At 65.3% G+C, this 14142-nt stretch carries 11 protein-coding genes; 1 reads left to right on the forward strand and 10 read right to left on the reverse strand.

Annotation, left to right across the window (positions count from 1 at the left end; all coding sequences use genetic code 11):
* Positions 1-373: 373 nt before the first annotated feature.
* The gene (locus RDV64_RS13210; protein ID WP_309195388.1) at positions 374-694 is read left to right on the forward strand and encodes a YrhK family protein; all 321 of its coding nucleotides are present in this window, start codon (positions 374-376) and stop codon (positions 692-694) included.
* A 23-nt stretch (positions 695-717) separates the two neighbouring features.
* Here the strand turns inward: RDV64_RS13210 and RDV64_RS13215 are convergent, their stop codons facing one another.
* The 10 genes from RDV64_RS13215 to RDV64_RS13260 all read right to left on the reverse strand — a co-directional run bounded on the left by RDV64_RS13215 (position 718) and on the right by RDV64_RS13260 (position 14111).
* Complete coding sequence (locus RDV64_RS13215) at positions 718-1170, reverse strand: VOC family protein (protein WP_309195389.1); 453 nt, start codon at positions 1168-1170, stop codon at positions 718-720.
* Positions 1171-1680: 510 nt separating this feature from the next.
* Positions 1681-2607, reverse strand: coding sequence for a hypothetical protein (locus RDV64_RS13220; protein WP_309195390.1), 927 nt, complete (start codon positions 2605-2607; stop codon positions 1681-1683).
* A gap of 42 nt (positions 2608-2649) precedes the next feature.
* Positions 2650-4524 carry a translation elongation factor 4 gene (lepA, locus tag RDV64_RS13225; RefSeq protein ID WP_309195391.1) on the reverse strand — a complete coding sequence of 625 codons (1875 nt, stop codon included), beginning with the start codon at positions 4522-4524 and terminating at the stop codon, positions 2650-2652.
* 96 nt (positions 4525-4620) lie between these two features.
* Positions 4621-5442, reverse strand: a complete 822-nt coding sequence (locus tag RDV64_RS13230) for a methyltransferase domain-containing protein (protein WP_309195392.1) — start codon at positions 5440-5442, stop codon at positions 4621-4623.
* A 39-nt stretch (positions 5443-5481) separates the two neighbouring features.
* Entirely contained in the window at positions 5482-7293 is a 1812-nt protein-coding gene (atzF, locus tag RDV64_RS13235) for an allophanate hydrolase (RefSeq protein ID WP_309195393.1), read from the reverse strand.
* A gap of 6 nt (positions 7294-7299) precedes the next feature.
* A complete protein-coding gene (locus RDV64_RS13240) occupies positions 7300-8940 on the reverse strand; it encodes an ABC transporter ATP-binding protein (RefSeq protein ID WP_309195394.1) in 1641 nt (546 codons plus the stop codon).
* The gene (locus RDV64_RS13245) at positions 8937-9809 is read right to left on the reverse strand and encodes an ABC transporter permease (RefSeq protein ID WP_309195395.1); all 873 of its coding nucleotides are present in this window, start codon (positions 9807-9809) and stop codon (positions 8937-8939) included. The genes RDV64_RS13240 and RDV64_RS13245 overlap by 4 nt, the downstream gene beginning before the upstream one ends.
* Complete coding sequence (locus RDV64_RS13250) at positions 9806-10804, reverse strand: ABC transporter permease (protein ID WP_309199502.1); 999 nt, start codon at positions 10802-10804, stop codon at positions 9806-9808. The genes RDV64_RS13245 and RDV64_RS13250 overlap by 4 nt, the downstream gene beginning before the upstream one ends.
* A 26-nt stretch (positions 10805-10830) precedes the next feature.
* Positions 10831-12435 carry an ABC transporter substrate-binding protein gene (locus RDV64_RS13255; protein WP_309195396.1) on the reverse strand — a complete coding sequence of 535 codons (1605 nt, stop codon included), beginning with the start codon at positions 12433-12435 and terminating at the stop codon, positions 10831-10833.
* Between the two features lie 203 nt (positions 12436-12638).
* The gene (locus RDV64_RS13260) at positions 12639-14111 is read right to left on the reverse strand and encodes a hypothetical protein (RefSeq protein WP_309195397.1); all 1473 of its coding nucleotides are present in this window, start codon (positions 14109-14111) and stop codon (positions 12639-12641) included.
* Between the last annotated feature and the right edge of the window lie 31 nt (positions 14112-14142).

Raw genomic sequence — 14142 nt, forward strand, 5'->3', positions numbered from 1 at the left:
TCCCGGCTGCTGCTCCCTGGGCCTCGGCTCGGCGTCTCGGTGCCGTCCTTGCTTTCGTGCCACCGTCCGCTCCGACGGCTTGAATTGCACGCGCCCATGGCCTCTCGGGTGCACCGTGCGGGTTGCCCCGTCCGGCGCTTGCGAGCAGCACCACCCGGTCCACCACGGGGTCTGGCGTGCGTTACCCGCCTTTGCCCGTGGCAACCGAAATCCCTGACTCTCGCGGCGGTCGGTCCGCGGCGCCTCCCCTCGGGAGCCAGGCGACGGGGGGAGTGTGGCATGGGGCTGAGGGGCGGGGACAACTTTTTGCCCGCTGGCGTGTTAGTGCCGGAGAGGCTGTGCTTCGCACGGCGGTTAAACGGAGAGAACCGAGATGGCTGGAGTGGACGACACCCGCAGCGGAAAAAGCGATGGCCGCCTGTTCGAGCCGCATGGCACGACGATGCCCCCGCGGCAGCGCCGCCTGTACGCTGCCTTCGAGATTGCGTACACGCTGGCGGAGTTTTCGGCCGCGACCGCGTTCATTGCCGGCTCGGTGCTGTTCTTCTACCCGGACCTGGAGACGGCGGGGACGTGGATGTTTCTGATCGGCTCCGTGCTGTTTGCGCTGAAGCCGACGCTGCGGCTTGTGAAGGAGCTGGTCATGGTATCGGGCGGCGATCTGACGGAGGTGGCCCGGCGGGCGAAATCGTAAGCGCCGCCGGGGCAGCCTTGTGGTCAGGCGCCCGGATCGGCGGGCGGGTTGGCCAGCCTTGAGGCGAACATCCACGTATAGCCGGACGGGCAGGTGACGGTGTAGGCGCGGTCGCCCCAGTAGCGGTCCGCCGGCTTTTCCTTGACGGTGATGGTGCGCTTGCGCGACAGGCCCGCATAGTGCGCGTCCACATCGTCGACATAGATGTAGAAGGCCTGCGGCGCGTCGATGCCCATGGTGGCCGGCGACTTGCCGACGCCGTAGCCGGTTTCGTACTCTTCCGCCCCGCCCATGGCGATGGGCTTGCCGCCGTGGCTGATTTCAAGGTGCTCGGGCAGGCCGTCCTTTTCGGACCTGACGTCGACCTCGAAGCCGAACGCCTCACGGTAGGCTTTCAGCGTTTTTTCGTGGTTGGAGAGGGTGAGGTAGGGGGTGAGCCACGCGGCGTTACGGGGCTTTGGTTTGAAGTCTGGCATGGGGATGTCCTCGGTGGGTGCCGAGGGGAACGTCCGCGCATCATAGGAGGTTCGCCCAGCCTGAACTGATTGTCGGGAGGCGCGCTGTTCAGCGTTTGTCCATCGCATAGAATCACTACAGCCATCGGTGGCATTGAATTGGATAATGCGATGACCAAAACGCGTCGTCTGCCGCCCAAGTCCGCCCTTTGATGATGGCTTCAAAAGTGTATGTTTCGCTTTGTTGGCTAGTACCTTGGTAGCCTCACCAGCAGGGAGATTAAATTCACCCCAAGCGCTGCAAATGTTGACTGACACCACTTTTACGTTGTTTGCGAAGCTGTGTCGGTGGTGTTGGGTGTCGGCAAGTAAGCGGGGACTATCGGAGTGCAGGAATTGGCGAATAGCTTTCGGAAAATTGTCTACTCGTTCGTGATTCCGTTGATTGTTTTAATGATTCTGGGTTTGGCGTGGGCGAGTGCGCCAATTCTGACGTTTTTTGCTGCCTCATTCGCGTTGATCATGGTTATATTATTTCTCTGGTCCGCTGGTTCTGAATAAGTCGGGAACAGGAACTTTCGGGTCGAGCACGCGTAAAACCGAACGGCCTTTGTGACGAAGTTCCCAAACGCCCCCAACCTTACGCTCTTTTAGTTCAAGTATGATAGTCATCCGAATATTCGCTCGAAGATCTTCTCGGATATTGGCATTCTCAAGTGCGGCTAAGAAATTCTTATCGCGCATTACGGCAGTAAAAGGATCAAACCCTTCTTCGCGAAATTTCCAAGACCGTGGTTTATTTTCCAGAACGGGGCTAATCAGGATAACGTCTTTTTCGGATCGGCGAATCCTTTCGTCGCTCGTCTCAGTTAGGCCCAAATCCGTTTCGGCTTCGCGCGCAAAAAGCCCTCCAAGCTCAGCGAACTGGTTTCGATTCACGAGGGCAATGGGAACGGTCGATCGTTCTGGCGCTAAACCAACAGCTTGGATGTGCGTGTCTCTCTCAAGTGTGCGAAAAAACTGCTGAGACTGCTCCTCAACATCGTCGTCTCGCCGCAGTAACTCAATTAGTTCATCCATCCGCTCTCGATCTTCATCTGAAAGTTCGGTTCCTTCAGAGGAAAAATAAGATTCATACGCTAAATAAGTTGGCCCGGCGGTAAAAATTAGAAAAACAGCCATGGCCATTGCTGTCTTGCTGAGCAGTGGATACCTGCCGCTGCCTCTTTTTAGTTGATCAAGTTGTTCTTCTCCCCAATCTAAGAGGGCATTCAGCTTTAAGCTGCCCTCTTCCATGGACTCCAGTTTAATCTGAACTGTAAATTCTGCATTTATAGCCCGGGCTGCCGCTTTAACTGAGCGCGCCCATGCAGCAGCAGCTTCGCCTACGACCTCGAGGTCAGCGTAATAGCCACGTTCTAAACCAATATACAGGGTGACTTCAGATTGTTCGGGCACGTGATGTACATATTTCCAACGGAACCGCAGATAAATTCAACACTACCCATCCACCTTCAGCGCCGCAATAAACGCCTCCTGCGGGATCTCCACCTTGCCAAACTGCCGCATCTTCTTCTTGCCCGCCTTCTGCTTGTCCAGCAGCTTGCGCTTGCGCGAAGCATCGCCGCCATAACACTTCGCCGTCACGTCCTTGCGCAGCGCGCGGATGGTTTCGCGCGCAATGATCCGCCCGCCAATCGCCGCCTGGATGGGGATGACGAACATGTGCTGGGGGATCAGCTCTTTCAGCTTTTCGCACATGGCGCGGCCGCGGCGCTCGGCCTGGCTGCGGTGGACCAGCATCGACAGGGCGTCCACAGGCTCGGCGTTGACCAGAATGTTCATCCGCACGAGGTCGCCCTCGCGGTAGTCGGAAATTGCGTAGTCGAACGAGGCGTAGCCCTTCGAGATCGACTTCAGGCGGTCGTAGAAGTCGAACACCACCTCGTTCAAAGGCAGCTCGTAGGTGACCATGGGGCGGTTGCCCACGTAGGACAGCTCGGTCTGGATGCCGCGGCGCTCCTGGCACAGCTGCAGGATGGCGCCGAGATACTCGTCCGGCGTCATGATGGTGGCCTTGATCCACGGCTCGGCAATGGCGTCGATATAGGTGGGGTCCGGCATGTCGACCGGGTTGTGCAGCTCCACCTCGCTGCCGTCCTGCAGGGAGAGCTTGTAGACCACCGACGGGGCGGTCGCGATCAGGTCGAGGTTGAACTCGCGCTCCAGCCGCTCCTGGATGATTTCAAGGTGGAGGAGGCCGAGGAAGCCGCAGCGGAAGCCGAAGCCCAATGCAGCGCTGGTTTCCATCTCGAATGAGAAGCTGGCGTCGTTGAGCCGCAGCCGGCCCATGGCGGCGCGCAGGTCCTCGAACTCGTTGGCATCGACCGGGAAGAGGCCGCAGAACACCACGGGCACCGCGGGGCGGAAGCCTTCCATGGCGTTTGCGGTGGGCTTCCTCTCGTCGGTGATGGTGTCGCCGACGGCGGTGTCCGCCACCTCCTTGATGCCGGCGATGAGGAAGCCGATCTCGCCGGGGCCGAGGCTCTCCACCTCCAGCATTTTTGGCGTGAAGACGCCGACCTTGTCGACCGGGTGAGCGGCGCCGGTCTGCATCATCTTGATCTTCTGGCCCTTTTTCAGGTGCCCGTCGATCATCCGGACGAGGACGACCACGCCGAGATAGGCGTCGTACCATGAATCGATCAGCATCGCCTTCAGCGGCGCGTCGGGGTTGCCGATGGGGGGCGGCAGGCGCTTGACGATGGCTTCCAGCACGGCCGGGATGCCGACGCCGGTCTTGGCGGAAATTTCGAGCGCCTCGGAGGCGTCGATGCCGATGACTTCCTCGATCTGGGTGCGGATGCGCTCCGGCTCCGCAGCGGGGAGGTCCACCTTGTTGAGGACGGGGATGATCTCGTGGTCGTTCTCGATCGCCTGGTAGACGTTGGCGAGCGTCTGCGCCTCGACGCCCTGCGAGGCGTCGACCACCAGGAGCGAGCCTTCGCAGGCGGCCAGCGAGCGGTTGACCTCGTAGGCGAAGTCCACGTGGCCGGGCGTGTCGATCAGGTTGAGCGTGTAGGTGATGCCGTCCTCTGCGGTGTAGAGGAGGCGCACCGTTTGCGCCTTGATCGTGATGCCGCGCTCGCGCTCGATGTCCATCGAATCGAGCATCTGCTCCTTCATCTCGCGCGCCGTGGCCCCGCCGGTCGACTGGATCAGCCGGTCGGCGAGGGTCGACTTGCCATGGTCGATGTGCGCGACGATGGAGAAGTTGCGGACGTTGGTGATCGGGTGCGCATCGCCAGTGGCGGCGGCACTCGCGGGCGCCTTCGAGACCGGGGCCTCGGGCGAAATGGGGGCGATGTCATCCATGGGTCGCGTTGTAGCAGCGGGGGCGGTTCGCGGGAAGCGGGGGCGTGCGCTGCAACAGCTCTTATTCGGCGCGCTCTATGGGCGCGGGGCCGTGCATCAGGCGATGGCGGTGGTGAGGGCGGCGGGGATCGGCACGCGGTAGGGCGCGGCGGGACCGGCATGGGCGCGGACGGCGGCGGCAACGGCCTCGCGGATGCGCGGGAGGCGGTCCGCCGGCTGGCGCTGGAGATGCTCGCCGAGGCGCACGGTGCCGTTGCGGAAATAGTCGAACAGGAGGGCGGGATCGTCCGCGTCGTAGAAGCTTTCGACGGTGGTCATCGTGCCGTCCCGGAAGCCTGCGGCCTTGAGTGCGGGGTGGACGATGGCGGGGTCGGCGAAGGCGAAGTTGGGCGGGGCGGGCGGCATGATGACGGTGGGGTCGCCCTCCGCGGCGATGGCCTCCTGCATGGTGCGGATGGCGAAGGAGCGGTCCGGCCCCAGCCAGCAGGTGAAGGCGATGCGGCCGCCCGGCGCCAGAACCCGGTGCACCTCGGCGAGAACGGCGGCGGGATCCGGCACATGGGGGATCCCGAGCCCGATGGTGACGGCCGTGAAGTGGCTGTCCGGAAAGGGAAGTGCGGCAGCGTCCGCCGCGACAAGATGGGCCGCGGGGGCGGTGACGGCGGAAAGGGCGAGCATGGCGGGCGAAAAATCCGCCGCGGTGACGGATGCGCCCGCTTTGCAAAGGGCAGCGGCGACGATGCCGTGGCCGCAGCAAAGGTCGAGCACGCGTGTGCCGGGGGCGGCGTGGACGGCAGCGACGAGGTGCGGCACATGCTGGAGGCTCGCTGCGGCAAAGCCTTCGGCGTAGGCGGCGGCGCGGGCGGGGTCGGCCCAGCCGGCGCGTTCCATTGCGGCGAATTTGTCAAAGTCTGCCATAGGACAAGTCTACCACCGCGAAGGCGGGGCGGCGACCGCCTATCCGGTCATTGCAACGGGGCGGGCGGTATAGTTGCGCCAGCTCCCGTAGGCGCTGACATCGTCGGCGGTGTCCGCCGCAATCCCTTCGCAGATGAAGCCCCTGGGGCTGGTGCCGTCGGCAAGCGTTGTGGTGCCGAGGCCAAGAGGCGCCGGGATGCCGGCGAGGAAGCTGCCGACCTCTCCCAACGGGAGTGTCCACACCTCCACGGCAATGGCACTGCCGCCGTTTGCGACACGGATGAGGCCGGGGCGCTCGGGCGGGCCGCCGGGGAGGGCGAAGAGCCGGTAGTCCGGCGTCGTGTCGACGGCGCGCAAAAAGCGGCCGCCGCGCGAGGTGAGCTGGTGGTTGAGCGCCATGCCGGACATGTGCGCGCCGCACACGGCGATCTCGATCTCGTTTTCGGATGCACCGCCGGTGAGGGGAGAAGCCTTGGGGAGCGGGCTGCCGGTGGCGCCAAGGGGACGGGCGGGGTCCAGCGCCTCGATGGTGACGCCGAGGCTGGCAAGGGTGCCGTCACGGCCGTGGGGCGCAAGAAGGGTGACGGAGCCGGGGCGGCCGTCAGGCCGCGGCACGGTCGGGACTGCGAGGCCGCACATGTCGAGAAGATTGACGAAATTGGTGTAGGTGCCGAAGCGGCTGTTGGGGCCGATGGGGTCCGCCTCAAGGTCGGCCACCGTGTAGAAGGTGGGGATGGTGGGGACGCACACGAGGTCGACGGAGGCGAGCACCGGCTCCAGCTTTCGGCGGAGTTCGGCGAAGCGGTACTGATCGCGGAAGGCGTCGGTGGCGGAAAGGCCGAGCGCCTTTTCGATGACGGTGCGGGTGACGGGGTGCACCGCCTCCGGCTTTGCGCTGAGCATCGGCTCGATGGCCGCGTGGCGCTCGGCGACCCAGGCGCCTTCGTAAAGGAGCTTTGCCACCTCGAAAAAGGGGGTGAAGTCGATCTCGCGGATGGTGGCACCGCCGGCTTCCAGCGCGGCAATCACGGCGCGGAAGTTGGCTTCCTGCGCGCCGTCGCCGTCGAAGTCGATGCTGGCGCGGCTGGGGATGCCGATGGTCATCGCCGGAAGGGCCGCGAGCGGCGGGGCCGGGGCGTGGCGGGACCACGGGTCGGCAGCGTCATAGGCGGCGGCGACGCGGTAGACGGCGTGGGCGTCTGCCACTGTCAGCGCGAAGATGGAGATGGTGTCGACCGTGCGGCAGGCGGGAACGACGCCGGTTGCCGAGAGGGCGCCCAGCGACGGCTTGAGGCCTGCAATGTTGTTGAGCGCGGCGGGAACGCGGCCAGAGCCTGCCGTGTCGGTGCCGAGCGCGAACGGGACGATGCCGTGCGCAACGGCGACCGCGGAGCCGGAGGACGAGCCGCCGGGGACGATGGCGGGGTCGATGGCGTTTTTCGGCACGGGGTAGGGCGTGCGCACGCCGACGAGGCCGGTGGCGAACTGGTCGAGGTTGGTCTTGCCGATCACCAGCGCGCCTGCGGCTTTTAGCCGGGCAATGACGAAGGCGTCTTCGGTGGGCGTGTAGGCGAAGGCGGGGCAGGCGGCGGTGGTGGGCATTCCCGCAACGTCGATGTTGTCCTTCACCGCGAAGGGGATGCCCCAGAGGGGGCGCGACGGGTCGGGCGCGCCGAGGGCTTCGGCCTCGGCCATCAGCGCGGCCTTGTCGGCCAGATGGATGAAGATGCCGGGGTCGCCCACGGCGTCGATGCGGCGGAAGACTTCGGCGACGATCTCGGCGGGGCGGGTGCCGGCGGCGATGGCGGCCGTGAGGCCTGCCAGCGTGAAGGGGGTGTTTGCGAGCGTCATGGCGGATCAGGCGGCGAGGTTGCCGGCGGGCGGCTTGGGGGCCGCCTCCAGAAGCTGGCGGGTATAGGCCTCGGCCGGGTTGTCCATCACATTTGCGACGGGGCCTTCCTCGACCACCGCGCCGTTTTGCATGACGACCACGCGATCGCACAGGAGGCGCACGACCGTGAGGTCGTGACTGACGAACAGATAGCTCATGGACAAACGGGCTCGAAGGTCGGCGAGAAGGTTGAGGACGACGGCCTGGATCGACACGTCGAGCGCGGCGGTGGGCTCATCGAGGATCAGGAATTGCGGCTCGACGGCGATGGCGCGGGCAATCCCCACGCGCGCCTTCTGGCCGCCGGAAAGCTGATGCGGGAACCGGTCCAGCAGGTGCTGGGGGAGGCCGACGAGGTCGGCAAGCTCCTTCACGCGGTCCGCGCGCACCTTGGCGTTGCCGGTACCGAGACGGCGGAGCGGCTCCTCGATGGCGCGGCCTGCGGGGTGGCGCGGGTTTAGGCTGTCCGTCGCGTCCTGAAACACCATCTGGATTTTGGCGCGGCGTGGGTCGCGCGCGAAGGCTTTGGCGGAGGTGTCGGCAAGGTTCTCGCCGTCGAACATGATGCGGCCGGAGGTCGGGTCCATCAGGCGCACCACCATCGACGACGTGGTGGACTTGCCGCAGCCCGACTCGCCAACAAGACCGACCGTTTCGCCCTCATGCACCGTGAACGAGATGCCGCGCACGGCGTGGACCGGGCCGGACTTGCCGTCGAAGGTTTTGACCAGATTCTGCACCTGCAACAGCGGCTTGGTGCCGGGCATGTGCGGCGGGGCGGGGGTGCGCGCCTCGGCTGGCAGAAGGCTGCGGATGGTGGCGTCGCGCCGCGGCGTCGCGTCCACCAGGCGGCGGGTGTAGGCGTGTTCCGGCGCGCCGAAGATCTTTTGCGACGGGCCGGTCTCGACCACCTCGCCGTCCTTCATCACCGCGATCCGGTCGCAATATTGCGCGGCAAGGCCGAGGTCGTGGGTGATGACGATGGCGCTCATCCCGCGGTCGCGGATGAGGCCGGCCACGAGGTCCATCACCGCCTTCTGGGTGGTGATGTCGAGGCCGGTGGTGGGCTCGTCGGCAATGAGGAGGCGCGGGTCGCAGGCGAGCGCAATGGCGATGACGACGCGCTGGCACATGCCGCCCGACAGCTCGAAGGGGTAGGCGTTGTAGCGGCTGGCGGCATCGCGGATCTTGACCGCTTCCATGGCCGCGATGGCCTTGGTCTTTGCGTCGTTGCGGCCGGCGCGGCCGTGGCGGACCAGCACATCCTCGATCTGGTGGCCGACCTTGCGGATCGGGTTGAGCGCCGACCGCGGGTTCTGGAAGATCATCGAGATTTCGCGGCCGCGGATGTCGGCCATCTGGCGCTCGGCGGCCTTCGTCAGGTCCATGCCGTCATACTTGACGTCGCCGGCGCGGATCGAGCCGCCAGCGTCGAGAATCCGCATCAGCGCATAGGCGGTGACGGACTTGCCGGAGCCGGATTCGCCCACGATGCCGAGGGTTTCGCCCTTGGCGAGGGTGAGGTCGATGCCGCGCACGGCGTCCACGTCGCCGCGGCGGGTGCGGAAGGAGACGGCAAGGTCGCGGATGGAGAGGAGGCCAGTCATGTGCGGCGCCTCGGGTCGACGATGTCGCGCAGGCCATCGCCCAGGAGGTTGAAGGTGAAGACGGCGAGGACGAGCGCCATGCCGGGGAAGAAGGCGAGCCACCATTCGCCGGAGACGATGAAGTTGGCGCCCTCGGCGACCATGATGCCCCATTCCGGCGTTGGCGGGCGCACGCCAAGGCCGATGAAGGAGAGGCCGGCGGCGTTGAGGATCGCCCAGCCGAGGTTGAGCGAGACCTGCACCATCATCGGCGGCAGCGCGTTGGGGAAGATGTGCAGAGCCAGCACGCGGATGTCGGAGTTGCCCGAGAGCTTGGCGGCCAGCGCAAAGCCGGACTCGCGGCGGATGTTGACCTCGGCACGCACCAGCCGGGCGTAAAATGGAATATTAATCAACGCGGTGGCGTAGACGATATTCTCGATGGTGTTGCCGAGCGCGGCGACGATGCCCATGGCAAGGACGAAGAGCGGAAACGCCATGATGGTGTCGAGAATGCGCGACAGGCCCGCGTCCAGCCAGCCGCCCCAGTAGCCCGCCGCAGCGCCGATGACGGAGCCGATGACGAAGGAGAGCGCGACAGCGGCGACCGAGATGGTGAGGTCGAGCCTTGTTGCGATGATGACGCGGGACATCACGTCCCGGCCGAGAGCGTCGGTGCCGAACCAATGGTCCCAGGTGGGGGCTTCGAGCGCGCGGGACGCGTTGGAGGCGAGCGGATCGTACGGCGCGATCAGCGGGCCGAAGATGCCGACGAGAATGATGACCGCGAACATGATGAAGGCGATCAGCGTGACCGGGTTGCCCTTCAGCACATAGGCGATGTGGCCGAGCGTGGTCTGGCGGTGCGGGACGGCTTCGGCGGTGCTCATTGGTCGCCGAACCCGATGCGGGGGTCGATCGCGGTGTAGAGGATGTCGATCACCAGATTGAGGGCCACGAAGAGGAGCGCCATGGCGAGGACGAAACCCTGCACGGCGGCATAGTCGGACGCGACGAGCGCCTCGACGGCGTAGGAGCCGATGCCGGGCCAGGCGAACACCTTCTCCACCAGCACGTTGGCGCCCAAGGTGAACGAGAACACCATGCCGAGCGTGGTGATCACCGGCAGCAGCGCGTTGCGCAGGGCGTAGCGGTAAAGAACCGTTGAGCGGTTGAGGCCGGCGGCGCGCGCGGTGCGGATGAAGTCCGACGACAGCGCCGAGAGCATGGCAGCGCGCGTCATCCGCGCAATCGGCGCCATGGTGAAGAGGGCGAGCGTGATGGCGGGCAGGGCAAGCTGCTTGAGGGCGGCGAAGAAGGTTTCGGGGTCGCCGGCGATGAGGCTGTCGATCAGGTAGAAGCCGGTGACTTTTGGAGGCTCGAAATACATGAAGTCGAGCCGGCCAAGGGGCGAGGGGGCCCAGCCGAGGAGATAGTAAAAGATGTAGATGAGGAGGATGCCGGTGAAGAATGTCGGCATCGAGACGCCGGTGGTGACGAGAACGCGGCAGGCGTGGTCGACCCACGAGCCGGGGCGCGTCGCCGCGAGCACCCCGAGGGGCACCGCGACGAGGCAGGAGAGGAGGAGGGCGACCAGCGTCAGCTCCAGCGAGGCGGGGAGACGCTGGGCCAGATCCTCCGCGACGGACTGGCCGGTGGAGTGCGAGCGGCCAAGGTCGCCCACGGCCAGATCGCCGACATAGTAGAGGAACTGCATGGGGAGCGGCTGGTCGAGGCCCATGTCCTTGCGGACCTGTTCAATCGACTCCTCGTCCGCCACGGCGCCGGCGAAGTAGACCGCCGGATCGCCGGGGAGCGCGCGGGTCAGCACGAAGCTGATGATCACGACGCCGATCACCACAGGCACCGCCTGCAGGATCCGCATGAGGATGGGCTTCAGCCGCGCCACGTTCAGTCCTTCTCGACGGAGAGGGTGCGCGCGTCGAGCTGGCGGTGGAACCAGTAGGCGTAACCGTCCGCGCCGTTGGAGGCGACGTTGAGGGCTGTCTGCCACAGCGGAATGCGCGGGATGTCCTCGAACGCGACCTCGATCATCCGCTCGATCTTCGGCGCCCATTCGGGGTCGTCCACCGGCAGGTGCAGCGTCTCGGAGACCAGCGTTTCGATTTCCGGGTTGCTGTAGTTGGACGAGTTGAACAGCTTGCCGTCCTGGTAGGCCCAGAAGAAGTAGTAGTCCGGGTAGTTCAGCCAGCCGCCGAAGCCTTCAAGGTGGAGCGGCAGGCGCTTTTCCACCAGAGAGGCGGTGCGCCAGTTGGCACCGGGGATCTTCTCCAGCGTGGCGTTGATGCCGATCTTCTTCAGATTCTCGATGATGAGGAGCGCGGTCGGCTCCATCCAGTCGAGCTGGTTGAGGTCGATCGAGAAGGGCACGTCGAAGCCGTCAGCATAGCCGGATTTGGCGAGGTGTTCCTTGGCCTTGTCGAGGTCGGTGTAATAGGGCGAGGGCTGCGGCCATGCCGTGCCTTCGACCTTGTCCGAGCCCCACATCGGGACGCCGCGGCCGTAGGCTGCCGTCTGGAAGATTTCCTCGTAGGGGATCGCGTAGGCGACGGCCTTGCGCACGTCCGGATCCTTGAACGGATCGAAATTGTAGTTGAGGCCGACGACGTTGATCGAGTTCTCGACCGGGGTCGAGTAGACTTCGAGGCCGGCCTCCGCCAGCTCCTTGGCATCCTTGTTGGGGATGTTGAAGGAGAGCTGGACGTCGCCGCGCTCGATCAGGGCGCGCCGGGTCGCGGGGCTCGGCACTTCGCGCAGGATGACGCGCTGCACGCCGGGGAGGTCGCCGTGCCACTCGTCGTTGCGGTCATAGACGATCTGCTGGCCGGGGTCCCAGCGGCTGACGCTGAAGGCGCCCGAGCCGATGGTGTTCTTGTGGACATATTCCAGCGCCCAGGGGTCGTCCGCCGTGGCGTTTGCCTTGGCGACCTTGGAGTTGAGGATGAACGGCACCGGGACGGCAAGATCCGGGATCGCGAGTTTTGACGCGCGGTCCAGCGTGATGACGAAGGTCTTGTCGTCGGGTGCGGAGAATTGCTCGGGCCGCTCGAAGCCGCCGGCCTTCATCTGCGAGGAGGGGAAGCCGCCGACGGTGACCGCGCGGTCGAACGACCACTTCACGTCCTGCGCGGTGACGGGCGAGCCGTCCTGGAACTTCACGCCATCCTTCATGGTGAAGGTGATGGTCTTGCCGTCCTCGGAGACGTCCCAGCTTTCCGCAAGGTCGGGCTCGATGACGGAATAGTCGTAAGAGAGGCTGCCGTCGTCCATCTCCTTGATGCCGAATTTCACCAGCCGGTCGTAGCAGTTGACCGCCACCTGGTAGGACGGGCGGTTGGTGCCCGTGCGGTGAATGTCGAGGCTGTTGATGGTCTCGCCGTGGACGCCGACGAGGACGTCGCCGGCGGCGCTGGCGGGCAGGATGCTGGCGAAGGGTAGCGCGCTGGCGAGGCCGGCTGCGGCGCCTGCCTTCAGGACGGAACGTCTGGAAATCATGAACGGTGCTCCTCGGACTGGCGTGTTCTTGCCATTAAGGAGTGTAGGCTTGTCGTGTTCTGCCGCTGACTTCCACTGCTCATTTCGCAGTAAGGTGCTGCATTGAATGCAGCGCTTTGGGGCGGAGCGAAATTGCTTCTGCGGCGCAGCGGGTTGGCAGCCGCGCCGGGGCAATGCGCTCAGCCCGGAGGCCGCACGATCGATCAGTGCATCATCGGCGGGTCCTGGCTGGGCGGGGGGAGGAGCCCGGCCGGACCGCGAGGCGGTGCTTCCGTGGTGTTGCTGTTGGCGGCGTGGATGGGAAAGGGCGGGGTGATGGCGCAGGGCAGGCGCCGTCGCAGCGGATGTCGGGCGTGGATCTCCGACACCGGGTCCAGCACCCAGCGGTCGAACAGGGCGCCCTGGAAAACGGTTTCGTTGTGCGCCGCAGCCTCGGCAAGGCGCTCCTGCTCTGCGGCGGTGAAGCCCGGCTCGCGCTCCATGAAGGTGAGGAACGACCGCCACGCCTTGTCGAAGCGCATCGCCGGGTCTTCGCGCATGTCGTAGCTGTGGTCCACCAGATCGTGCAGGACGTCGAAGCCGGTTTCTTCCAGAAGGGCGATGGTGCCCTGGTTGCCGAACACGATGAACGGGGTGCCGGCGATCACCGCCTTCAGAGTTTTTTCGGTGAAGCGGCGCTGGTCCGGCAGAGCGACTTCCTTTTCGGTGACGAGCTGGAGTTCGGAATCGCGCAGGGCCTCGATCGGCATGAAGTTGGTGACGTTGCGTGGCGAGGCATGGGAATCAAGGTCGATCTGGTGGTTACGGTTGATCGCGCAGAAGGATGAAACCTGGCTCTGGTTGTCGCGGAAATGGTGGTGGAGGCTGACCAGCGAAAGCTCTGCAAGGAAGGCGGGGCTGCCGGGTAGCGAGCGGCGGAACTGGTCCTTGCGAAAGGAGAGGTAGCCGGGATCGGACATTCTGAGGAGGCGGGCCGCGAGGAGTGCGCGCGTCGCCGTCGCTTCGAAGTTGGTGCAGATGTAGCGTTTTGCGCGCGGCTTGTCGGCCGCGGCGGCAAAGCCGAAGCGGTAGGCGGTTTCCTCGCGGTGGACGCGGTTGCCGAACAGCATGCGCCAGAACACCGGAATGAAGGCGTGGGCGTTGACGATGGAAAGATCGCGCACACCATCGGCCGAGCGTTCGGGTGCGGCGATATTCTGCGTCAGGACGATGATGTTCTGGGCGGGCATGCCGAAAAAGTCGGTGATGCGGCGGATGTTGCGGGTCCAGAAGGTGGGGCGGCCTTCGTGCGACCAGTCGAGCACCAGAAGGGCGCGGCCGCCGCGGAGCTGCTGCTTGAGCGGTTCTGACAGCGCATCCAGCCGTTCGGGCAGCTCGACCCGGCGACCGGACCCGGATGCAAGGTCGCCGTAGCGGGTGTCGATCCGCATCCAGACGACGGGCAGGCGGGTGTTGCCGGCGTGGCGGGCCGGGCCTTCGGGCAGAAAAGTGAGCTTGGCGCCAGCGTAGGTCTCGAACGGTTTGCCGACAAAAAGTTCGTAAAGGGCGGCGAGCATGGGGGGCGGGCGGCGAAGGTCCCGCGCTTCGCAATGAATGTCGAGGTCGGCAAGGGCGGCGAGGGCCGGGTGGTCGGACCGGAAGGCCACCATGTCGGCAACGATACTGCCCTCTCTCATCAGACGGCCTTTCAATGCGCGGCACGCCTGC

The organism is Acuticoccus sp. MNP-M23 (genome assembly GCF_031195445.1).
Classification (GTDB): domain Bacteria; phylum Pseudomonadota; class Alphaproteobacteria; order Rhizobiales; family Amorphaceae; genus Acuticoccus.